Below are 21,853 nucleotides of genomic sequence, written 5' to 3' on the forward strand. Positions count from 1 at the left end.
CTCAGCCCTTCGTTCCGGCGAGGTCGGCGGCCTGCCGCACCCAGTTCTCGCGATCGATCCGACCGGGGAACGCCAGATAAGCGCCGATCCAGGCGACCTCCTGCGGGGTCCAGGCGGCGATCTGGTCGTAATGCCAGATGCCGAGCCCGTTCAGGCGGGTCTGGTTGACCGGGCCGATTCCCCGGATCCGGGTCAGGTCGTCCGGACGGTCGTCGCGGGCAGCCGGCAATCCTTCGGGACGCTGGCCCGCCGCGTCGGCGCGCGCCTCCGGGCTCTCCGTCTCGGGCACCGCGTCGTCCGCGCCCCCGGCCACCGGGTGCTGCGGCGGTTCGGTGCGCAGAGCCGCATCTTCGGCGAGCGCACGGGTCTCCTCGTCGGGCGTCACGGTCACGGCCGGGGGTTCGCCGGCTGCGACGCGCTCGGCCGGCGAGTCGAGGGCCGAGCTGTCCCCCGGCCGGGACCCGGCGGTCTTGGCCTGCGAGGTGCCCCGCTCCGTGGCCTCGGCCTTGTCCGATTCCCGCACCGGAGGTTCACCCGCGGCGGCGCGCTGCGCCGGCCCGTCGGCGGTGCCCTGCTCGATGGGGCGGCCGGCCTCCGGACGGGCGGGCTTCGCCTCCGTCGCGGCCCGTGCCTCGGAGGAGGCAGCTTCCTCGTGCTTGATCTCTTCCTCGGCCTTCGTTGCCTCGAAGCGCTTGCGCCACGCACCGACGCGCGAACCGTCGAACAGCGTCGGGTCGGTGAGCGTGTTGACCGCGTCCTTCGGCTCGGACGAGACGCGACCGATCTGCGATCCGATCTTGACCGGGCGCCCGGCGGCGAGATCGTCCATGAGCTTGTTGAGGCTCTCGGGCGTCAGATCCTCGTAGTAATCCTGATTGATCTGCACCATCGGCGCGTTGCAGCAGGCGCCCAGGCACTCGACCTCGAGCCAGGAGAAGTTGCCGTCCGCCGAAACGTGGCCGGGCGGGCCGAGGCGCGCCTGAAGCGCGGCCTTCAGCTCCTTCGCCCCGCAGCAATCGCAGGGAACCGTGCCGCAGAGCTGAATCCAGAAGCGGCCGACCGGCTCCAGCGCGAACATCGTGTAGAAGGTCGCGACCTCCAGCACGCGGATATGCGGCATGCCGAGCTGGTCGGCGACCGCCTCGATCGCCTTCTGCGGCAGCCACCCGCCGTTCTGCTCCTGCGCCTTCCACAAGAGCGGGATCACGGCGGAGGCCTGACGCCCTTCCGGGTACTTCTCGATCTGGCCGCGGGCCCACTCGGCGTTCTCCGGGGAGAACGCGAAGTTCTGAGGCTGCTCGGCGGCGGGGGCGAGTCTGCGGTTGGCCATGACGTCCGACGCGTTCCTTCAGCGGTCCACTTCACCGAACACGATGTCCAACGTGCCGAGCACGCAGGACACGTCGGCCAGCAGGTGGCCGCGGCACATCCAGTCCATCGCCTGCAAATGCGCGAAGCCCGGAGCCCGGATCTTGCAGCGATACGGCTTGTTGGTGCCGTCCGACACGAGATAGACGCCGAACTCGCCCTTGGGCGCCTCGACCGCCGCGTAGACTTCGCCCGCCGGGACGTGGAAGCCTTCGGTGTAGAGCTTGAAGTGGTGGATCAGCGCTTCCATCGAGCGCTTCATCTCCCGGCGCGGCGGGGGCGCGAACTTACCGTCGGTGGAGGCGATCGGGCCCTGACCGGCAGGCTCACGCAACTTGGCGCAGCACTGCTTCATGATCTTCACCGATTCCCGCATCTCTTCCATGCGGATGACCTGCCGGTCGTAGGTGTCGCCGTTCTTGCCCACGGGGATGTCGAAATCCATCTCCTCGTAGGCCTCGTAGGGCTGCGACTTGCGCAGATCCCACGGGATGCCCGAACCGCGCACCATCACGCCCGAGAAGCCCCATTCCATCGCCTCGTCCTGGCTGACGATGCCGATGTCGACGTTGCGCTGTTTGAAGATGCGGTTGGCCATGACGAGGTTGTCGAGGTCGTCGACCACCTGCAGGAACGGGTCGCAGAACGCCTCGATATCGTCGATGAGCGCGGGCGGCAGGTCCTGATGCACGCCGCCGGGGCGGAAATAGTTGGCGTGCAGGCGGGCACCCGAGGCGCGCTCGTAGAAGATCATCAGCTTCTCGCGCTCCTCGAAGCCCCAGAGGGGCGGCGTGAGAGCGCCGACATCCATCGCCTGCGTCGTCACGTTGAGGAGATGCGAGAGCAGCCGTCCGATCTCACAGAACAGGGTGCGAATGAGCTTGGCGCGGCGCGGCACCTCGATGCCGGCGAGCTTCTCGATCGCCAGACAGAAGGCGTGCTCCTGATTCATCGGCGACACGTAGTCGAGCCGGTCGAAATAGGGCGTCGCCTGGAGGTAGGTCTTGTGCTCGATCAGCTTCTCGGTGCCGCGATGGAGCAGGCCGATATGCGGATCGACGCGCTCGACCACCTCGCCGTCGAGCTCGAGCACGAGGCGCAGCACGCCGTGCGCCGCCGGGTGCTGCGGCCCGAAATTGATCGAGAAGTTGCGGATATTGTGTTCGGACATGCCCGCGGCCTCAGCTCGACGTCTTCTCGTCGCCGGGGAGCACGTAATCCGTGCCCTCCCACGGCGACAGGAAGTCGAAGTTCCGGAATTCCTGGGTGAGCTTGACCGGCTCGTAGACGACGCGCGCCTCGTCCTGGTCGTAGCGGACCTCGACGAAGCCGGTCAGCGGGAAGTCCTTGCGGAGCGGATGCCCCTCGAAGCCGTAATCGGTGAGCAGCCGGCGCAGGTCGGGATGACCCGAGAACAGGATGCCGTAGAGGTCGTAGGTCTCGCGCTCGTACCAGTTGGCGGCCGGGAAGACCGTGATCGCGGAGGGCACCGGCGTCGCGGCATCCGTCTGCACCTTCACCCGCACGCGGGTGTTATGGCGCAGGCTGAGCAGGTGGTAGACCACCTCGAACCGGCGCGCCCGCTGCGGATAATCGGCGCCGCAGATATCGATGAAGCACCGGAAGGCGCAGGCCGGCTCGTCCCGCAGGTAGGTCAGCGCATAGACGATGTCGCTGCCCTGCACGGTCAGGGTCAGTTCGCCGAAGGCGATCGCCCAATCGGTGACCGCGGGGCCCAGGGCGCCGGCGATGCGCTCGCCCATGGCGCGCAAAGCGTCGTCGCCCTGGGGCGCCGCGACGGTGCCGCGCAGGACAATGCCGTTGGTGGTCACGGCGGCGGGCATGGCTTCGCTCATCGCCTCTCCCTCAGCGCTCGATCGTGCCGATACGGCGAATCTTCCGCTGCAGCAGCAGAACACCGTAGAGCAGCGCCTCCGCCGAAGGCGGACAGCCCGGCACGTAGATATCGACCGGCACGACGCGGTCGCAGCCGCGGACCACCGAGTAGGAATAGTGGTAGTAGCCGCCGCCATTGGCGCAGGAGCCCATGGAGATGACGTAGCGCGGCTCCGGCATCTGGTCGTAGACCTTGCGGAGCGCCGGGGCCATCTTGTTGGTCAGCGTACCGGCGACGATCATGACGTCGGACTGACGCGGGCTGCCACGGGGCGCGAAGCCGAAGCGCTCGCAATCGTAGCGCGGCATCGACATCTGCATCATCTCGACGGCGCAGCAGGCGAGGCCGAAGGTCATCCACATCAGCGAGCCGGTGCGGGCCCAGTTGATGAGTTCGTCGGCGCTGGTGACCAGGAACCCGCGATCGGCCAACTCATCGTTGATCGACAGGAACATCGGATCGCTGGCACCAATGGGCCGGCCGGTCGCGGGATCGATGATCCCTTTCGGCTGGGGCGCGATCTCGGGCGCGCGGGACAGGGTCGGGTTCAGGGCCATTTCTGCCTCTGAGCGAGGATAGGAAGGGCGACGTCGGACCGGCCGTGGCCTAGTCCCATTCGAGGGCGCCCTTGCGCCACTCGTAGACGAAGCCGACGGTCAGGACGCCGAGGAAGATCATCATCGACCAGAAGCCGAACCAACCAAGTTCCCCGAACGTGATCGCCCAGGGAAACAGGAAAGCGACCTCTAAATCGAAAATGATGAATAGAATTGCGACGAGGTAAAAGCGCACATCGAACTTCATGCGCGCATCATCGAATGCGTTGAAGCCGCATTCGTAGGCCGAGAGCTTCTCAGGATCCGGGCTCGAATAGGCGACCACGAAGGGCGCAACCAGCAGGGCCGCCGCGATGAACAGCGAGACGCCGATGAACACGATAAGCGGAAGATAGTCCGCAAGCAGGCCGGTCATGCCGAACCCCTCGTTTCGTTGCGCGGGAGGATCATGGAAGTGCCCTCGCGTCGACGCCTGGCCGCGGAGAGGGTTCCTCCCGTGGAATTCCTCCAATGCCAGACTGGGCGCTGGCGAGGCTTAGACGAGGCCTCAGGACGAAACAAGGGTATTGCGCGTCGCACAAACACCCCATGCACCCCGAGACAGCCACGCTGGTATACCAGTGCATGGGCTACCTTCGCAGCACGCATGGGTTGCCCCCACGGAAGGGCGGGTCGGGCGATCCGCGCGATGGCCCATACCACTTTTCTCGCTCGATACACGTTAAACGCGTAGGCCGCGCCGAGATCTTTCCGATCGCCCTTCACCGCGCCGGAAGCCGGCCGGAAAACGAATCGCGAAAGTGCGATTCCCTTGCTTGACAGCCCGAAGCGCCCCCCCTAAACCCCGCCTCGTCGCCGGCAGCGAGGCCATCCCCTCCGGCGACCGCCACGCGGGCGTAGCTCAGTCGGTTAGAGTGCCGGCCTGTCACGCCGGAGGTCGCGGGTTCGAGCCCCGTCGCCCGCGCCACGTCTTCTCAAGAAGACAATCTAGACCGCAAGCTGAAATCGGCACAAGCGGCCCGAACTTGTCCGATTCCGTGCATTGTCGAATTCGGTCCGCGCCCTCGGGCCGGTCGGCCTGTTCGTGCGCCGGGATGCATGGGTGTCGGCGGCGCATGCGTGGCCGCGACGACACGGCGGCGGCCGCACCGTTGCGTCTGTCCGGACTCGCCGCTGTTTCGCCGCATCGGCCGGGGATGCGCTGGGGCAACGCCTCACGCCCTCGCTCCGAATCGCCCGATGCCGATCCTGCGCCCCGTTGCCGCCGCGCTTCTCCTCGCTCTCACGCTCGCGGGCTGCGGCGGCTCGCCCGTTCTGGACGCCAGCCTTCCGACGGTCCCGGTGATACTCGACGAGGGCGCCGCCGCCCAGGCGATCTCGCGCTATCGGGCGCAGCACGGCCTCGGACCCGTCACGATCGATTCGAGCTTGATTCGCGCGGCCTCGTTCCAGGCAGGCGCCAATGCGCGGATGGGGCGCCTCAGCCACGAGGCCGCCGGCTCGTTCGAGAGCCGAATGGCGCAGGCCGGCTTTGCCAAGCGCTACGCGTCGGAGAATCTCAGCGCGGGTTCGGAAACCTTCGATCAGGTCCTCGCCCGCTGGAAGGCCTCGCCCGAGCACAATCGCAACATGCTCATGCCGCAGTTGCGCCGGATCGGCATCGCCCGGGTCGATGCCCCGGGCACCCGCTACAAGCGCTTCTGGGCGCTGGTCATGTCGGGGGATTGAGCGGCGGTCCTCGCTAGATGAGGCGGGACCGCCTTCCCGGGGCGGACTCCGGTTACTGCGCCTGGGCGAAGAGCGGCTCGAACCGCTTCTGCGTCAGCTTATTGTGGGGGACGCTCTTGGCGGCCTCCAGGTTGTCGCGCTTGTCGCCGACGACCACGAGCGCGACCATGCCCATGATGTAATGCGGCGCGCATTTGAAGCCGTAGACACCCTCCTTATCGAACTTGACGACGGCGTCCTGGCTCACGACCGTCTTCACGTATTCCGCGCCCTCCGGCGCCATGCCCTTGATGGTCTCGACGTTGTGGCCCTTGTCGGTCTGCACGAACTTGATGCTGTCGCCGGGCTTCAGCTTCACGAAGGCCGGATCGAACACCATCGACCCGCCCGGCCCGTTGTTGAGGGCCTTGACCGTGAATTCCTCGGCCGCGGCCGGCAGCGCCGACGCGACGCCCGAGAGCAGGGTCACCGCGACCATCAGATGCTTCAACGCCATTGTTCGCTTCCTCGGAATGATTCTCATGATGATCGGCATACATCGCCGATCTTCGTCCGATATAGACTCTATTAGGAAACAGCAAATGGAGATATACTGGTATAATTTCGAATAATTAAACTTTCAAAATCAGTCGAGGCGGAGGGGGTCGCTGAGCCGGCGGGAGAGATCGCGGGGTTGGAAAACGGGCATGGCGGGGCCGCTCTTTCAATGCCGCGCGGCCGGGTGTAAACGCGGGGCTTGACGATCATCCAGGCCGCCCGATCCCTTCGGGCGCCGCCCGAAAGAGGCGGCGCGCGGGGGGTGAGCGCGCGCGAGCTAGACCTCAAGGCGCTCAATGCCGAAACGCACCGACATCCATTCCATTCTCATCATCGGTGCGGGGCCGATCATCATCGGGCAGGCCTGCGAGTTCGATTATTCCGGCACCCAGGCCTGCAAGGCCCTGCGCGAGGAAGGCTACCGGATCGTTCTGGTGAACTCGAACCCGGCGACGATCATGACCGATCCGGACATGGCCGACGCCACCTATGTCGAGCCGATCACCCCGGAGATCGTGGCCAAGATCATCGAGAAGGAGCGGCCCGACGCCCTCCTGCCGACCATGGGCGGCCAGACCGCGCTGAACTGCGCCCTCTCGCTGAAACGCATGGGCGTCCTCGAGAAGTTCGGCGTGCAGATGATCGGCGCCACGGCGGAGGCCATCGACAAGGCCGAGGACCGCAACCTCTTCCGCGACGCGATGACGAAGATCGGCCTTGAGACGCCGAAATCCGAGCTCGCCAACGCCTCCGCCGCCAAGAAGGCGGATCGCGACCGGTATCTGGCCGAGACCGCGCGGATCGAGGCGGCCAATGCCGATCCGGATGCCCGCGCGGCAGCGCTCGCCGAGTTCGAGCGGCAGTGGAGCGGCGGTGAGGGCGACCGTCGCCGCCGCTACATCGAGCACGCTCTGGGCCAAGCCCTGATCGCGCTGGCCGAGGTCGGCCTGCCGGCGATCATCCGCCCGTCCTTCACCATGGGCGGAACCGGTGGCGGCATCGCCTACAATCGCGAGGAATTCCTGGAGATCGTCGAGCGCGGCATCGACGCGTCGCCGACCAACGAGGTGCTGATCGAGGAGAGCGTGCTCGGCTGGAAGGAATACGAGATGGAAGTGGTCCGCGATAAGGCGGACAACTGCATCATCGTCTGCTCCATCGAGAACGTCGATCCGATGGGTGTCCACACCGGTGACTCGATCACGGTGGCGCCGGCCCTCACGCTGACGGACAAAGAGTATCAGGTGATGCGCGACGCCTCGCTGGCGGTCCTGCGCGAGATCGGCGTCGAGACCGGCGGCTCGAACGTGCAGTTCGCCATCGACCCGGCCACGGGCCGGATGATCGTCATCGAGATGAACCCGCGCGTCTCGCGCTCCTCGGCGCTGGCCTCGAAGGCGACGGGCTTCCCCATCGCCAAGGTCGCGGCCAAGCTCGCCGTCGGCTACACCCTCGACGAGATCGCCAACGACATCACCGGCGGGGCGACGCCGGCCTCGTTCGAGCCGACGATCGACTACGTCGTCACCAAGATCCCGCGCTTCGCGTTCGAGAAGTTCCCCGGCGCCGAGCCGACCCTGACCACCGCCATGAAGTCGGTGGGCGAGGCCATGGCCATCGGCCGCTGCTTCGCGGAATCGCTGCAGAAGGCCCTGCGCTCCCTGGAGACGGGCCTGACCGGCCTCGACGAGATCGAGATCGAGGGCCTCGGCAAGGGCGACGACCACAATGCCATCAAGGCCGCGCTCGGCACGCCCACGCCCGACCGCCTGCTCAAGGTCGCCCAGGCGATGCGGCTGGGGATCAGCCATGAGGAGATCCACGCTTCCTGCAAGATCGACCCGTGGTTCCTCGAGCAGCTCCAGGCCATCGTCGATCTGGAAAACCGGGTGAAGGCCCACGGCCTGCCGACGACGCCCGGCGCCTTCCGCCAGCTCAAGGCCGCGGGCTTCTCCGACGCTCGCTTGGCGGTTCTGGCCGATACCGACGAGCAGGTCGTGCGCGACGCGCGCCGTGCCTTGAGCGTCCGTCCGGTCTTCAAGCGGATCGATACCTGCGCCGCCGAGTTCAAGGCGCCCACCGCCTACATGTACTCGACCTACGTCGCCCCCTTCGCCGGCACGGTGGCGGACGAGGCTTACCCGTCGGACAAGAAGAAGGTCATCATCCTCGGCGGCGGCCCGAACCGGATCGGTCAGGGCATCGAGTTCGACTATTGCTGCTGCCACGCCTGCTTCGCCCTGACGGAAGCCGGCTACGAGACCATCATGGTCAACTGCAATCCGGAGACGGTCTCGACCGATTACGACACGTCCGACCGGCTCTATTTCGAGCCGCTGACGGCGGAGGACGTGCTGGAGATCGTCGAGACGGAGCGGCAGGCCGGAACGCTCCACGGGGTGATCGTGCAGTTCGGCGGCCAGACGCCGCTCAAGCTCGCCCGCGCGCTGGAGGCGGCGGGCGTGCCGATCCTCGGCACCTCGCCCGACGCCATCGACCTCGCCGAGGACCGCGATCAGTTCAAGCGGCTCCTCGACAAGCTCAGCCTCAAGCAGCCCAAGAACGGCATTGCCTACTCGGTGGAGCAGAGCCGGCTCGTCGCGGCCGAACTCGGCCTGCCCTTCGTGGTGCGCCCCTCCTACGTGCTGGGCGGGCGGGCCATGGCGATCATCCGCGACGAGGCGCAATTCGCCGAGTACCTGCTGGGCACCCTGCCGAGCCTGATCCCCTCCGACATCAAATCTCGTTATCCCAACGACAAGACGGGGCAGATCAACACGGTCCTGGGCAAGAACCCGCTGCTGTTCGACCGCTACCTGTCGGATGCCACCGAGGTCGATGTGGACGCGGTCTGCGATGGCGAGACCGTGTTCATCGCCGGCATCATGGAGCATATCGAGGAGGCGGGCATCCATTCGGGGGACAGCGCCTGCTCGCTGCCGCCGCGCTCGCTCAGCCCTGAGATCATCGCCGAACTGGAGCGCCAGACCAAGGCGATGGCCCTGGCCCTCAAGGTCGGCGGCCTCATGAACGTGCAATACGCGATCAAGGACGGCACGATCTACGTGCTGGAGGTGAACCCGCGGGCCTCGCGCACCGTCCCCTTCGTCGCCAAGGTGATCGGCGAACCGATCGCCAAGATCGCCGCGCGGATCATGGCGGGCGAGCGGCTGGACGGCTTCGGCCTCAAGCCGAAGAAGCTCGACCATATCGCGGTCAAGGAAGCGGTGTTCCCCTTCGCCCGCTTCCCCGGCGTCGATGTCCTGCTCGGGCCGGAGATGCGCTCGACCGGCGAGGTGATCGGGTTGGATGCCGGCTTCGGCGTGGCCTTCGCCAAGAGCCAGCTCGGCTCCGGCACCGCCGTGCCGCGCACCGGCACCGTGTTCATCTCGGTGCGCGACGACGACAAGCCGCGCGTGCTGCCGACCATCCGGCTCCTGTCGGAGCTCGGCTTCAGCATCCTCGCCACCGGCGGGACGCAGCGGTATCTGGCCGACGAAGGCATCCCGACGGGCCGCATCAACAAGGTGCTGGAGGGCCGCCCCCACATCGTCGATGCGATCAAGAACGGCGAGATCGCGCTCGTCATCAACACCACCGAGGGAGCGGGCGCGCTGTCCGACTCCCGCTCGCTCCGGCGGGCGGCCCTCTTGCATAAAGTGCCGTACTACACCACTCTGGCGGGCGCGATGGCGGCGGCCGAGGGGATCAGAGCCTATCTCGAAGGCGACCTTCGGGTGCGGGCCTTGCAGGAGTACTTCGCGGCCTAAATACCTCCGGCGCGCGAGGTGCCCGGCGGACAGGGCGCCTCGCGGTCTGAACTGAGAGCCGTTTTCCGGCCCGGAAGGAGCTCACCGCTCCCGCCGGGCCTCTTCATTGTGGCGCGAGACCATGAGCATCGACAAGGTTCCGATTACGATCCGTGGCTACGCAGCTCTCGAGGAAGAGCTGAAGCATCGCCAGCAGGTGGAGCGGCAGCGCATCATCCAGGCGATCTCCGAGGCGCGCGCCCTGGGCGACCTGTCCGAGAACGCCGAGTATCATGCCGCCAAGGAGGCCCAGTCCCACAACGAGGGCCGGGTGCTCGAACTGGAAAGCATGATCGCGCGGGCCGAGATCATCGACACCGCGAAGCTCTCGGGCGCCAAGATCAAGTTCGGCGCGCGGGTGAAGCTCCTCGACGAGGATACCGAGGAAGAGAAGACCTACCAGATCGTCGGCGAGCCGGAGGCGGACGTGCGCGAGGGTCGGGTCTCGATCTCCTCGCCGATCGCGCGCGCGCTGATCGGCAAGGGCGTCGGCGACACCGTCGAGGTGACGACGCCCGGCGGCGGCAAATCCTACGAGGTCGTCGCCGTCGAGTGGGGAGCCTGATCCCGTTGCCGGCCCCCGGCCTCAAGGCCTCCTTGGCCCTCTCGGCCTTCTTGGCCCTGGGCCTCGACCTGCTCGCGGGACCGGCCGTCGCCCAGGATTTCGGCCGGATCGGCGGCGTCTCCGTCGATGTGCGCCCGCTCGCCGCCTATGGCGGCGGGCCCCAGGCGGAGGCTCTGCGGGCCGATCTGACGGCGGCGCTGCGGCAGGCCTTCGGCGATCGGATCGTGCGCGGGGCGCCGACCCTGGTGGTGCGCGTGAGCGGTCTCTCGCTCAACCCCTATGCCGGGGCCCAAGGCGCGAGCCGCGGCAGCTTCGGTGGAGGCGGCGTCACCGATTATCTCGATGGCGAGGCGCTGCTGGTCGGCCGTGACGGTGCGGTTCTCGCCCGCCATCCCCAGCTCTCGGCTCTGCCGGCGAGTTCGGGCGGCGCGTGGTACGATCCGGCCTCGGAACGGCGGCGCGTCGCGGCGCTGGCCGAGCATTACGCGGCATGGCTTCGGCGCCAACTGCCGGCTCAGTAGAGTCGGCCGGTCGGGTCGGAAGCGGGACACAGTTCGGGGACGTGCGTGGCGTGAGCGGAAGCGGGCCGGTGGCGGGGGACGGCGTCGTGCCGCCCGAGATCGGGCGCGCGCGCGCTTGGATCGTGACCGACGGCAAGGCCGGCGACGAGAACCAGTGCATCGGGATAGCTCAAGCCCTCGGCCTGGATGTCGAGCGTCGGCGCATTCCGCGCGGTCGCCCGCTGACCTGGATGGCTCCCTGGGGACCGATCGATCCCCGCGACGCGCCCGGCCGGGCCGGGGGCGTCCTCGAAGGCCCCCTGCCGGATATCCTGATCGCCTCGGGCCGACGCGCGGTGCCCTATCTGCGGGCGGTGCGACGTGCCTCGCAGGGGCGCACCTTCACGGCTTTCCTCAAGGACCCGCGGACGGGGCACGACACCGCCGACTTCATCTGGGTTCCGGATTACGACGATCTGCGCGGCCCCAACGTCTTCACGACGCTCACCGCCCCGCACCCCGTCTCCCGCGCCAGGCTCGACGCCGCCCGCGCTCAGCCGGACCCGCGGCTGTCGGCCCTCCCCTGGCCGCGCATCGCCGTGCTGATCGGTGGCGACAGCCGGCACCTCAGTTACCGCAAGTCCGACACGCGCCGCCTCGTGCGCGACCTGACCAAGCTCGCCGATGGCGGCTGCACCCTGATGATGACTGTGTCGCGGCGCACCCCGCCCGATCTCAGCGCGGCCCTCGGCGACCTGACCCGCCGCAAGGGCGGCTTCCTCTGGGACGGCACGGGAGAGAATCCCTATATCGGCATGCTGGCGATCGCCGACCACATCGTCGTCACCTCGGATTCGGCGAACATGGTCGGCGAAGCGGCGAGCACCGGGGTGCCGCTCCTGCTGTTCGACCTTCCGCGCACCTATATTCGGCATCGGCGGATGTTCGCGGGGCTTGCCATGGCGGGAGCCCTCAAACCCTTCATCGGCCGTCTGGAGGCCCTGCGCTACACCCCGATCGACGCGACCCCAGAGATCGCCGAAGCGATGGCCGCAGCCTACGCGGCGCATCGGCGGCTATTCGATCCGGCGCGGCGGGTGGAAAGCCCTGAGGCGGCGGGCCCATCGGCGGTCATACCGGCGCCGAAGGGGTCCATCTGAACCGTACTCCGACGGGGCGGAAACCAATTCGGCGCGAGAATTCGCGGCATACACGGAGCGAGGGATGCGCCCGGACTGAACGGGGTCGGGAGGCATTCTCGGACGAGGCAAAAGACGGAGATCGAACGCCTCCGGGCGGCACGGACTCCGAAACGATCAATTTCCGTGCGCTGTGCCACACTGCGCGCGAATCGATGAGGCGACGGGCCCGCTCTGCCGCGCGGGTCCGGCCGGAACCAGGAGACGGCGAGAGATGGCCCACACCCACACGAGACTCGTGATCATCGGCTCGGGACCTGCGGGCTACACGGCCGCCATCTACGCCGCCCGCGCCATGGTCGAGCCGCTACTGATCTCCGGCTTCCAGCCCGGCGGCCAGCTCATGATCACGACCGACGTCGAGAATTATCCGGGATTCGCGGAAGCGATCCAGGGGCCTTGGCTGATGGAGCAGATGCGCCTTCAGGCAGAGCATGTCGGCACGAAGATCGTGTCCGAGTACATCACCAAGGTCGATCTGCAGACCCGTCCCTTCCGGCTGGAAGCCGATTCCGGCGAGACCTATAGCTGCGACGCGCTCATCATCGCCACCGGCGCGCAGGCGAAGTGGCTCGGCCTTCCGTCGGAGGCGAAGTTCCAGGGCTTCGGCGTCTCGGCCTGCGCCACCTGCGACGGCTTCTTCTTCCGCGGCAAGGACGTGACGGTGGTGGGAGGCGGCAACACCGCCGTCGAGGAGGCCCTGTATCTGGCCAATCTCGCCAAGTCGGTCACGGTGATCCACCGTCGCGGCGAGTTCCGGGCCGAGCGCATCCTGCAGGAGCGGCTGTTCAAGCACGCCAACGTCACCGTGAAGTGGCATCATGCCGTCGAGGAGATCTGCGGCTCCGAGGCGCCGCCCTCGGTCACGCATCTGCGCCTGAAGGATCTGCGCTCCGGCCAGATCGTCGAGCACGCCACCGACGGCCTGTTCGTCGCGATCGGCCATCAGCCCGCGACCTCCATCTTCGAGGGCCAGTTGCCGATGCGACATGGCGGCTACATCGCGGTGACGCCGGGCACGACCGCGACCGACGTGCCGGGCGTGTTCGCGGCGGGCGACGTCACCGACGACGTCTACCGGCAGGCGATCACCGCCGCCGGCATGGGCTGCATGGCGGCCCTCGAAGCCGAGAAGTATCTGGCGGCCCTCGATGTCGGCGAGAGCCCGGCCAAGGCCGCGGCCGAGTAAGGCCGCCGCTTCGCAGGTTCGTTTGGGGATAACGGTGGGCACCGGCGACCGGCGCCCATTTCACTGTTGACGGCCCTGTGACGCAACCAAATCGCAAGCTTGCCGTCCTAGTCTGAACCATGCAGGAGCCCTACGGTTTCGCGAGGAGCCCTTCGCTCAGCGAATGACGGGGGCGCCAGCAGGGTGGATGTCGTGCAACGCCCAAGGGTCGCGGCCTCCCGTGACGGGCAGACCTCGACGGGCGGGAGTGACGGCCTTGGATTGGGACAAGATCCGGATTTTCCTCAACGTCGCGGAGGCCGGCAGCTTCACGCGGGCGGGCGACGATATCGGGCTCAGCCAGTCGGCGGTGAGCCGTCAGATCAGCGCCCTTGAGCGCGAATTGAAGGCGCCGCTGTTCCACCGCCACGCCCGCGGCCTGATCCTGACCGAGCAGGGCGACCTGCTGTTCCGCGCCGCGCGGGACATGAAGCTGCGGCTTGAGAACACCCGCGCCCGCCTCGTCGAGACGAGCGAGCGCCCGTCAGGCGATCTGCGGGTGACAACGACGGTCGGGCTCGGCTCGTCTTGGCTCGCGGGCCGCATCTCGGAATTCCTCGACCTCTACCCGGATGTCCGGGTCGAATTGGTGCTGACCAACGAGGAACTCGATCTCGCCATGCGCGAGGCCGACATCGCCATCCGCATGCGTCGGCCGGCCCAGCCGGACCTGATCCAGCGGCGGCTGTTCACGGTGCATTACCACGCCTTCGCCAGTCGCGATTACGTGAAGCGCTTCGGCGAGCCCAAGACCATCGCCGATCTCGACGAGCACCGGCTCGTCTCCTTCGGCGGAAACGAGCCCTCCTACCTGCTGGCCACCCACTATCTCTCCAGCATCGGCCGCGAGGGCGATGACCGCCGCCCGGTCCACTTCACGGTCAACAACATCACCGCCCTGCACAAGGCCATGGAGGCCGGGATCGGCGTCGGCATCCTGCCCGACTACGCGGTGGACGGCGACGAGAACCTCGTCCAGGTCCTGCGCGAGGCCGAGATGCCGACCATGGAGAGCTACCTCGTCTATGCCGAGGAAATGCGCACGGTCGCCCGCGTTCAGGCGTTCCGCGACTTCCTCGTCAACAAGGCCCAGCGCTGGACCTACTGAGGGCTCTTCCGTGTTATCTTCGCCCGGTCATTCCGGAGCACGAAGAAGGCCGGATCCGGCATCCACGACGGGCCTCGCCCCTGCCCCAGCCGCGCATTGCGGGCGGGCTCCGGGTTAAGCTGAGCGGTCCCAGAATGACGGCACGCGTCGAAGGACGGCGTGAACGCGGACGCGACCATCGCAGGGAAACCACGACCGCCCTTGTCGCGGGCGCTCGGCCTCGTCTAAGACCGGCCCTCCCGCCGGGCGGCTCCTCAGGCCCCCGTCGAAAGAAATCCGGCTGGCATGACCGCGATTCACTGTCTCAACGGGCCGAACCTCAATCTGCTGGGCACGCGCGAGCCGGGCATCTACGGCGCGGCCACCCTGGCCGATATCGAGCGCGACCTGCGATCGCGCGCGGATCGCCTCGATATCGCCCTGACCTTCCGTCAGACGAATCACGAGGGCGAACTCGTGACGTTCGTGCAGGAGGCCGGCGCGGCCGGAGCCGGGGTGCTCATCAACGCCGCCGCCTACACGCACACCTCGGTCGCGCTCCGCGACGCCATCGCAGGAACCGGCGTGACCGCGGTCGAGATCCACCTCTCGAACGTGCATGCCCGCGAGGCGTTTCGTCATGTCTCTCTGATCGCACCGGTCTGCGCCGGGGTGATCGCGGGCTTCGGCCCCTACAGCTATCTCGCAGGGCTCGAAGCCCTCGCCCATCTCCTGCGCGGACGGTCCCCGTCCGCTCCCTGACTGCAGAACCAAGAGCCGATGGCCAAGAACGAACCCTTCGATCCCGATCTGGTGCGCGAACTCGCCAAGATGGTCGCCGAGACCGATCTGACCGAGATCGAGGTCGAGAAGGGCGACCTGCGCATCCGCGTCGCCCGCAAGATCGAGACGGTGGCGGTTCAGGTCGCCCCGCCCGCCGCCATCGCCGCGGCGGCGCCTGCGGCCGCGCCCGCGGCGGTTCCGGCGGCTCTCGCCCCCGCACCGGCCAAGGCCGGGGCCGGGCATCCCGGCGCCGTCCCTTCGCCGATGGTCGGCACCGCCTATCTGCGCCCCTCCCCGGAGGCGAAGCCGTTCATCGAGATCGGCACGAAGGTCCAGGCGGGCGACAAGCTGCTGCTCGTCGAGGCGATGAAGACCTTCAACGAGATCGTGGCGCCCCGCGCCGGCACCGTCACCGCGATCTTCGTCGAGGACGGCATGCCGGTCGAGTACGGCGAAGCGCTCCTCGTCCTCGAGTGATGGCTGGCGGATGTTCGACAAGATCCTGATCGCCAACCGCGGCGAGATCGCCCTGCGCATCCTTCGGGCGGCCAAGGAACTCGGTATCGCGACCGTGGCGGTCCATTCCACGGCCGATGCCGATGCCATGCATGTGCGGCTGGCCGACGAGAGCGTCTGCATCGGGCCGCCCGCGGCCCGCGACAGCTACCTCAACATCCCCTCGATCATCGCGGCCTGCGAGATCACGGGGGCGGACGCGGTGCATCCGGGCTACGGCTTCCTGTCCGAGAATGCCCGCTTCGCCGAGGTGCTGGCCCACCACAATATCGGCTTCATCGGCCCCAAGGCCGAGCATATCCGGGTGATGGGCGACAAGATCGAGGCCAAGCGCACGGCGAAGGCGCTCGGCATCCCCTGCGTGCCGGGCTCGGAAGGCGGCATCACCGATACGGACGAGGCCAAGCGGGTCGCCGCCGAGATCGGCTATCCGGTGCTCGTGAAGGCAGCCTCCGGCGGCGGTGGGCGCGGCATGAAGGTCGCCCGCACCGAGGCCGACCTCGAGCAGGCACTGAACATGGCCCGCACCGAGGCCAAGGCGGCCTTCGGCGACGATGCGGTCTATCTCGAGAAGTACCTGACCAAGCCGCGCCACATCGAGGTGCAGATCCTCGGCGACGGTCGCGGCGACGCGGTGCATCTGGCCGAGCGCGACTGCTCGCTCCAACGTCGGCACCAGAAGGTCTGGGAAGAAGGCGGCTCGCCGGCCCTCAATGCCGAGATGCGCGCCGAGATCGGCGGCATCTGCGCCAACGCCATGCGGAAGCTCGGCTATCTCGGCGCCGGCACCATCGAGTTCCTCTACGAGGACGGGCGGTTCTACTTCATCGAGATGAACACCCGCATCCAGGTGGAGCATCCGGTCACCGAGATGATCACCGGGATCGACCTGGTGAACGAGCAGATCCGGGTCGCGGCCGGCGGCGGTTTGTCCGTGGCGCAGGAGGACATCAAGGTCGAGGGCCATGCCATCGAGTGCCGGATCAATGCCGAGCACCCGGCGACCTTCCGGCCCTCACCCGGCCTCATCACCTATTTCCACCCGCCGGGCGGTCTCGGCGTGCGCGTCGATTCGGCGGCTTTCCAGGGCTACCGCATTCCGCCGAACTACGACTCGCTGATCGGCAAGCTGATCGTGCACGGGCGCACCCGCAACGAGTGCCTGATGCGCCTGCGCCGCGCCCTCGACGAGTTCGTGGTCGACGGCATTGACACGACGCTGCCGCTGTTCCGCACCCTGGTGCGGAACGCCGACGTGCAGAACGGCCAGTACGACATCCACTGGCTCGAGGCCTTCCTGGAACGCGAGGGCCTGTCGGAGACGGATCCGAAGCGCTGAGCGAACAAGACGAGGATACGAGAGCCGGCCCTCGTCAGAGGGTCGGCTTTTTCATGCCCTCCGCTGTCGTTCCGGGTCTCGCCGAAGGCGAGAACCCGGCATCCATGACGGGCCACGACGACGCAGATTCCGCCTTGCATCCCGCATCATGGGTGGAGTCCGCGCCCCGCTCCGCGGCCTCGGAATGAGGGTTGAGGATAGGGCTGGCGTTCCCACGCGACCGGAGCGACAACACTTGTCGATGCACGACAGGACTTCCGTGGACATCACGCCCGACATCCTGCTCAAGGCCTACGCCGCGGGGATCTTCCCGATGGCGGAGGATGCCGATGACCCGACGATCTACTGGGTCGAGCCGCGGGCCCGAGGCGTCCTGCCCCTCGACCGCTTTCACGTGCCCCGGCGCCTTGCCCGCACCGTCCGGTCGGACCAGTTCGAAGTCGTCACCGACCGCGATTTCGATGCGGTGATCGACGGCTGCGCCGCCCCACGGCGCGATACGGCGCGGACCTGGATCAATGGCCGGATCCGCGACCTCTACGGCGCCCTCTACGACCGCGGCGCCTGCCACACCGTCGAGGTCTACCGCGACGGGCAGCTGGTGGGCGGGCTCTACGGCGTCTGCCTCGGTGCCGCGTTCTTCGGCGAGAGCATGTTCCACGAGGCCCGCGACGCGTCCAAGGTCGCCCTCGTCCATCTCGTCGCCCGGCTGCGCCGCGGTGGCTTCCGGCTCGCCGACACCCAGTTCCTCACCGACCACCTCAGCCAGTTCGGCGTCGAGGAAGTCCCGCGCCACATCTACAAGCGCCGCCTCGCCGAAGCCGCCACCCACCGGGCCGAGTGGGGCGACCCGGCCCGGGTCTTCTCCGGCAGCGAGGCCCTGGCCGATCTCGGCTTGGGGCGCGATACGCCGGACTGACCGGCCTCAGCGCCCCCGCGCGTCGAGAGCGAGCAGCCGCTCGGCGAGCGCGGCGACAGCCTCACGATTGCCGCGCAGATCCGCGCCGAGCAGCCCGTCGAGCGCCAGCACGGCGATGCCGTGGACGAGCGCCCAGCACCGGAGCGCCTCGTCCGTCGCGCGCTCGGGCGGCATCAGCGCCGCCACCCGGTGAGAAAGCACGCCGAAAGCTCCCGAGGACGCCGCCGCCAGGGCCTCGGGCGGCTCGGCCGCGCAGGTGCGAAACATCAACCGGAACAGTCCGGGATGGGCCGCCGCGAAGCCGATATAGGCGACGCCTTGAGCCACCAGCGCCGCCTGCCCCTCCCCTGCCCCACCCGCAGCCGCCGAAGTCTCGACATCGCGGCGGAGACCGGATCGGCCGTCCATCGTCTCCCCGACGGAACCCTGAACGCCTCGGCCCGGATCGTCCGCGGCCTCGAGCGCGGCGCGCAGTCGTTCGAAGCCGACCGTGGCCACGGCGGCGAGCAGGGCGTCCTTGTCCGGAAAATGCCGGTACGGCGCCATCGCCGAAACGCCTGCCCGTCGGGCGGCTTCGCGCAATCCCAGCGAGGCCGGATCACCCCCCTCCTCCAGGATGGCCAGTCCCGCCTCGACCAGGGCTTCGCGCAATCCGCCATGGTGGTAGCCAGCCTTCGCCGACGGTGATGTTGACACTGTACGCGACGATCCTATGATGACAGCGTAAACATCGAGGTGGTGCCATGCGGATCGGCCAAGCGCAAGCGACCCAGGAGCCTCGTCCGGACCGGGAATCGGTCGATCTCTCCGGCTTTCCGGATCTCGTCGTGGTCTATCTCGGCTTTCGCGTCGGCACCTGGCGAGGTCTGAAGGCGCTCTTCGGGATCGGTCGTGGCCTCGTCGGTATCCAGCGCGACATGCCCGACGGGCTCTTGGCCCACGAGAACCTCGTATTCGGTCTCAACCATATCGGCATGCGCCAGTACTGGCGCGACTTCGAAAGCCTGGAAGCCTTCACTCGTTCGGAGCCGCACCGGACATGGTGGCGTGATTTCGGGCGCGATCGCTCCGGCACCGCGTTCTGGCACGAGGCTTACCGTCTGTCGGGGGGTATGGAGGCGATCTATGTCGGCCTGCCGCGCCCGATCGGGCTTGCGCGCTTCGCCGGTGCCCGCAAGCCGCTCGGCCCGTTCCTGAGTTCGCGGCAAAGACTGGCGGGGTGAGTCCCCCAATCGAGCGGCCTCTCCCACCCGGCCCCCTCATCCTGAGGCGCCACATGAGCGGCCTCGAATGAGGGCTCCACTGCGCGCCGCCACCTCAGGATGAGGGGGAGTATGAGGGGTAGAGGGTGAGTGCCCCTACCGGAACAGCGCGTCGAACAGGTTCTGCGGCTCGCGGGGCGGCGGCGGAGCCGGTGCCGGGCCCTCGTTGTTCGGGAAGAACTTCCGGGACGGCTTCTGCTTGGGCTGGACCGGCACGCCGCGCGGTCCCTCGACATCGACTTGGCCGTTCTGGTTGACCTGGCTGGCGGTCTTGGTCGGATCCGTCCCCTTCTTGCGGCCGGGCTTCTCCTGGCGAGAAGCGAGGGCCGGCACGTCTTCCTGATCCTTCGCCTCGGCGATCACGTCGGTGCCGCCCTTACAATCGGTCAGCCACACATCGTAGATCGGGTGCTCGATGGCGTGCAGTCCCGGGCTCGCCGCGAACATCCAGCCCGTGAAGATGCGCCGGTACTTGCTGTCGAGCGTCACCTCGTCGACTTCGAGGAACGCGGTGGTCTTGGGCGTCTCGGTGGGCGGCCGCGAGTAGCAGACCCGCGGCGTCATCTGCAGGGCCCCGAACTGCACGGTCTCGTCGATGGCGACCTCGAAGGTCACGATGCGGCCGGTGATCTTGTCGAGCCCGGAGAACACCGCGGTCGGGTTCTTGATCTTGTCGGCCGCAGCCGGCAGCGCGGCGAGGCCGAGGGCGAAGACGGCGAGCGCGGTCCGGCGCACGGCTCTGACGGGGATGCGGCTCAAGTCGCCCTCTTGAGTCATTCGAACGGCCGGTGGGCCCGAACACTGGTTCGGCCGTCTCAACACCCCAAGGGTGGTGGAAAAAGGGCGATGGCGTGCGGTTCGGTCAGTTCCGCACCGGCTTCGCCCCGATCGCCATGCGGTAGACGGTGGTCGGGAACACGATCTTGCCCGTGCCGCCGTTCATGGCTTTGCTGCGGTTCATCTGCGCCGCCGGAATCCACAGCCCCCCCTCCTCGTCGATCCACATCGCGTCGACCCATACGAGGCGGGGATCCTGCACCAGGGTGCTCTGCGTGCCGTCGGGCGCGAATTTGAGGATGCGCAGATTGTCGGTATCGGACGCGTAGATGTTGCCATCCCCGTCGATGGCGGTGCCGCCGGTGGAGACGGTGGCGGCGAACAGCGCGACATGGCGTCCCCGCTCCTGCTCGCTCGCCCCCTTGTCGTCCAGCCACTTCGTCTCGATCCGGTAAAGCGGGCCGGTGCAGGCCTGGTAGTAGAACCATTTGCCGTCGGGCGAGACCTCGAGCTGGTCGGCGTGGATCGCGATCGGCTTCTCCTTCTCGCTCAGGAGCACCTTGTTCTCGCCGGTGAGCGGGCGCTGCGCCACCGTGGACGGATGCCCGTCGAGGACGCGGCGGAGCGAACCGTCGTCGAGGTCGAGCACGATGATTCCCGGCTGGCCGGCATCGGTCAGGTAGACTTTGCGACCGTTGAACCGGAAATCGTCGATGAAGCTCTTGTCCGTGGTCGCACCCCCGAGCGGGTGGACCTTGCGGACGGCGTTGGTGGCGAGGTCGATCTGCACCAGCTTCGGCCCGCCGGGCAAAGGCGTGCCGCCGAGTTCGGCCGCCCCCTTGTCGACCACCCAGAGATCGCCGTCCGGTCCGATGCGGATCGCGTTGGCGCCGACGAAGGCCTTGGCCGGGTCGTCACCGGTCTTCCAGCTGTTCCAGGCCGTGTCGGGATAGGCTTGCGGCTTGCCGTCGATCCACTCGCCGAGCTGGATGCCCTTGTCCTTCTGCTGACGCTGGAACGGCGAGAACAGCCGCCCGTCTTTGGTGCGGGTGATGCCGTTGAAGACGAGGCTCTCGGATTTCAGGGCCGGGGTCAGCTCGGCCTGCGCCCGCGCATCGGCCTCCTGGGCATGAGGCGCCGAGGCCGCGAGGCATAGCAGGGCCGCCATCGTGATCGCGCGCATCCGAGTCCCTCCATCCTGTCTGGGGAGGGAAAGGCCGCAGCCCCGGATCGGTTCAGTTCAGGCGTTGCCCCGACCGATCACGGAATCGTCGGATCACTCGCCCGGCGTCCAGGGGACGTAATCGCCGGTCGCGGCCGGGCGTGCCCCCCAGGAGAGCTGCGAGCCCTTCGGCCGATAGGCGGCCGCGGTGCCGGTCATGTTCTCCTCGTGCGGCTTCTGCCACTCGCGGGGGCGGTAATCTTCCTCGCTCGGGGGGATATCGTTGTTGTGGCAGAGCCATGCGCGCCAACCGGGCGGCACGCGGGAGGCGTCGGCGTAGCCATTATAGACCACCCAGCGTCGCTCCGGGCCGACCGAGCGATCGATCAGGGGGCCCTGCGCCTTGTAGTACTTGTTGCCGAGCTCGTCCGTGCCGACGAACTGGCCGCTGCGCGCGGTGATGAGCGCGAGCGACACGGTCTGCCCGTTCCACCACGTGAAGATCCGCAGCAGCGTGTCCTTCAGGGCCATGGTTCCTCCCGGCGGCGCGGGCCGGCGCGATACGATGCGGGCGTTATGCGGCAGCCCGCACGCCCCGTCCAGCGAGACGGCGCATCTGT

22 protein-coding genes and 1 tRNA gene are annotated in these 21,853 nt (G+C 67.9%); 13 read left to right on the forward strand and 10 right to left on the reverse strand.

What is annotated here, in order from left to right; translation table 11 throughout:
- Position 1 precedes the first annotated feature (1 nt).
- From nuoE to MFF26_RS19825, 5 genes are read right to left on the reverse strand one after another with little or no spacing between them, the layout of a single operon-like run.
- Positions 2-1,330 (reverse strand): NADH-quinone oxidoreductase subunit NuoE, encoded by a 1,329-nt coding sequence (nuoE, locus tag MFF26_RS19805; RefSeq protein WP_137828756.1) that lies wholly within the window; start codon positions 1,328-1,330, stop codon positions 2-4.
- An 18-nt stretch (positions 1,331-1,348) separates the two neighbouring features.
- A complete protein-coding gene (locus MFF26_RS19810; protein ID WP_137828757.1) occupies positions 1,349-2,539 on the reverse strand; it encodes an NADH-quinone oxidoreductase subunit D in 1,191 nt (396 codons plus the stop codon).
- Positions 2,540-2,549: 10 nt separating this feature from the next.
- Entirely contained in the window at positions 2,550-3,224 is a 675-nt protein-coding gene (locus tag MFF26_RS19815) for an NADH-quinone oxidoreductase subunit C (RefSeq protein WP_373324504.1), read from the reverse strand.
- Positions 3,225-3,234: 10 nt separating this feature from the next.
- Complete coding sequence (locus tag MFF26_RS19820; protein WP_137828758.1) at positions 3,235-3,822, reverse strand: NuoB/complex I 20 kDa subunit family protein; 588 nt, start codon at positions 3,820-3,822, stop codon at positions 3,235-3,237.
- Between the two features lie 49 nt (positions 3,823-3,871).
- Entirely contained in the window at positions 3,872-4,237 is a 366-nt protein-coding gene (locus MFF26_RS19825) for an NADH-quinone oxidoreductase subunit A (protein WP_137828759.1), read from the reverse strand.
- A gap of 475 nt (positions 4,238-4,712) precedes the next feature.
- Between MFF26_RS19825 and MFF26_RS19830 the strand changes: the two genes are divergently transcribed.
- Both MFF26_RS19830 and MFF26_RS19835 read left to right on the forward strand, forming a co-directional pair.
- Positions 4,713-4,789: transfer RNA gene (locus MFF26_RS19830), tRNA-Asp, on the forward strand.
- 272 nt (positions 4,790-5,061) lie between these two features.
- Positions 5,062-5,550: a CAP domain-containing protein gene (locus tag MFF26_RS19835; protein ID WP_238308436.1), complete on the forward strand. Its 489-nt coding sequence runs from the start codon at positions 5,062-5,064 to the stop codon at positions 5,548-5,550.
- Between the two features lie 52 nt (positions 5,551-5,602).
- On the opposite strand, the gene MFF26_RS19840 is transcribed toward MFF26_RS19835, so the two are convergent.
- A complete protein-coding gene (locus tag MFF26_RS19840) occupies positions 5,603-6,046 on the reverse strand; it encodes a pseudoazurin (RefSeq protein ID WP_137828761.1) in 444 nt (147 codons plus the stop codon).
- 337 nt (positions 6,047-6,383) lie between these two features.
- On the opposite strand from MFF26_RS19840, the gene carB reads away from it, so the two are divergent.
- The 10 genes from carB (at position 6,384) to aat (ending at position 18,032) form a co-directional block, all read left to right on the forward strand.
- Complete coding sequence (gene carB / locus MFF26_RS19845) at positions 6,384-9,857, forward strand: carbamoyl-phosphate synthase large subunit (RefSeq protein ID WP_137828762.1); 3,474 nt, start codon at positions 6,384-6,386, stop codon at positions 9,855-9,857.
- Between the two features lie 127 nt (positions 9,858-9,984).
- Positions 9,985-10,461, forward strand: coding sequence for a transcription elongation factor GreA (greA, locus tag MFF26_RS19850; RefSeq protein WP_171015441.1), 477 nt, complete (start codon positions 9,985-9,987; stop codon positions 10,459-10,461).
- A gap of 5 nt (positions 10,462-10,466) precedes the next feature.
- A complete protein-coding gene (locus MFF26_RS19855; RefSeq protein WP_137828763.1) occupies positions 10,467-10,982 on the forward strand; it encodes a hypothetical protein in 516 nt (171 codons plus the stop codon).
- A 50-nt stretch (positions 10,983-11,032) separates the two neighbouring features.
- On the forward strand, positions 11,033-12,121 hold the full coding sequence (locus tag MFF26_RS19860) for a mitochondrial fission ELM1 family protein (RefSeq protein ID WP_171015439.1): 1,089 nt from the start codon (positions 11,033-11,035) through the stop codon (positions 12,119-12,121).
- Between the two features lie 253 nt (positions 12,122-12,374).
- Positions 12,375-13,349, forward strand: a complete 975-nt coding sequence (gene trxB / locus MFF26_RS19865) for a thioredoxin-disulfide reductase (RefSeq protein ID WP_137828765.1) — start codon at positions 12,375-12,377, stop codon at positions 13,347-13,349.
- Between the two features lie 256 nt (positions 13,350-13,605).
- Positions 13,606-14,496: a LysR family transcriptional regulator gene (locus tag MFF26_RS19870; RefSeq protein WP_137828766.1), complete on the forward strand. Its 891-nt coding sequence runs from the start codon at positions 13,606-13,608 to the stop codon at positions 14,494-14,496.
- Between the two features lie 285 nt (positions 14,497-14,781).
- Positions 14,782-15,237: a type II 3-dehydroquinate dehydratase gene (aroQ, locus tag MFF26_RS19875; RefSeq protein ID WP_137828767.1), complete on the forward strand. Its 456-nt coding sequence runs from the start codon at positions 14,782-14,784 to the stop codon at positions 15,235-15,237.
- Between the two features lie 18 nt (positions 15,238-15,255).
- On the forward strand, positions 15,256-15,735 hold the full coding sequence (gene accB, locus MFF26_RS19880) for an acetyl-CoA carboxylase biotin carboxyl carrier protein (protein ID WP_137828768.1): 480 nt from the start codon (positions 15,256-15,258) through the stop codon (positions 15,733-15,735).
- A gap of 10 nt (positions 15,736-15,745) precedes the next feature.
- Positions 15,746-17,113 carry an acetyl-CoA carboxylase biotin carboxylase subunit gene (gene accC / locus MFF26_RS19885; RefSeq protein ID WP_137828769.1) on the forward strand — a complete coding sequence of 456 codons (1,368 nt, stop codon included), beginning with the start codon at positions 15,746-15,748 and terminating at the stop codon, positions 17,111-17,113.
- 241 nt (positions 17,114-17,354) lie between these two features.
- A complete protein-coding gene (aat, locus tag MFF26_RS19890) occupies positions 17,355-18,032 on the forward strand; it encodes a leucyl/phenylalanyl-tRNA--protein transferase (RefSeq protein ID WP_137828812.1) in 678 nt (225 codons plus the stop codon).
- A 6-nt stretch (positions 18,033-18,038) separates the two neighbouring features.
- Here aat and MFF26_RS19895 read toward each other — a convergent pair whose 3' ends face one another.
- Positions 18,039-18,728, reverse strand: a complete 690-nt coding sequence (locus tag MFF26_RS19895; RefSeq protein WP_137828770.1) for a TetR/AcrR family transcriptional regulator — start codon at positions 18,726-18,728, stop codon at positions 18,039-18,041.
- A 47-nt stretch (positions 18,729-18,775) separates the two neighbouring features.
- Here MFF26_RS19895 and MFF26_RS19900 point away from each other — a divergent pair, with 47 nt between their 5' ends.
- Positions 18,776-19,255: a monooxygenase family protein gene (locus tag MFF26_RS19900; RefSeq protein WP_137828771.1), complete on the forward strand. Its 480-nt coding sequence runs from the start codon at positions 18,776-18,778 to the stop codon at positions 19,253-19,255.
- 135 nt (positions 19,256-19,390) lie between these two features.
- Here MFF26_RS19900 and MFF26_RS19905 read toward each other — a convergent pair whose 3' ends face one another.
- The 3 genes from MFF26_RS19905 to MFF26_RS19915 form a co-directional block, all read right to left on the reverse strand.
- Positions 19,391-20,053 (reverse strand): DUF2155 domain-containing protein, encoded by a 663-nt coding sequence (locus tag MFF26_RS19905; protein WP_137828772.1) that lies wholly within the window; start codon positions 20,051-20,053, stop codon positions 19,391-19,393.
- A gap of 103 nt (positions 20,054-20,156) precedes the next feature.
- The gene (locus tag MFF26_RS19910) at positions 20,157-21,254 is read right to left on the reverse strand and encodes an SMP-30/gluconolactonase/LRE family protein (RefSeq protein WP_137828773.1); all 1,098 of its coding nucleotides are present in this window, start codon (positions 21,252-21,254) and stop codon (positions 20,157-20,159) included.
- A gap of 93 nt (positions 21,255-21,347) precedes the next feature.
- The gene (locus MFF26_RS19915) at positions 21,348-21,764 is read right to left on the reverse strand and encodes an NADH:ubiquinone oxidoreductase subunit NDUFA12 (RefSeq protein WP_137828774.1); all 417 of its coding nucleotides are present in this window, start codon (positions 21,762-21,764) and stop codon (positions 21,348-21,350) included.
- Positions 21,765-21,853 lie beyond the last annotated feature (89 nt).

This window comes from Methylorubrum suomiense, from assembly GCF_022179765.1.
GTDB lineage: Bacteria > Pseudomonadota > Alphaproteobacteria > Rhizobiales > Beijerinckiaceae > Methylobacterium > Methylobacterium suomiense.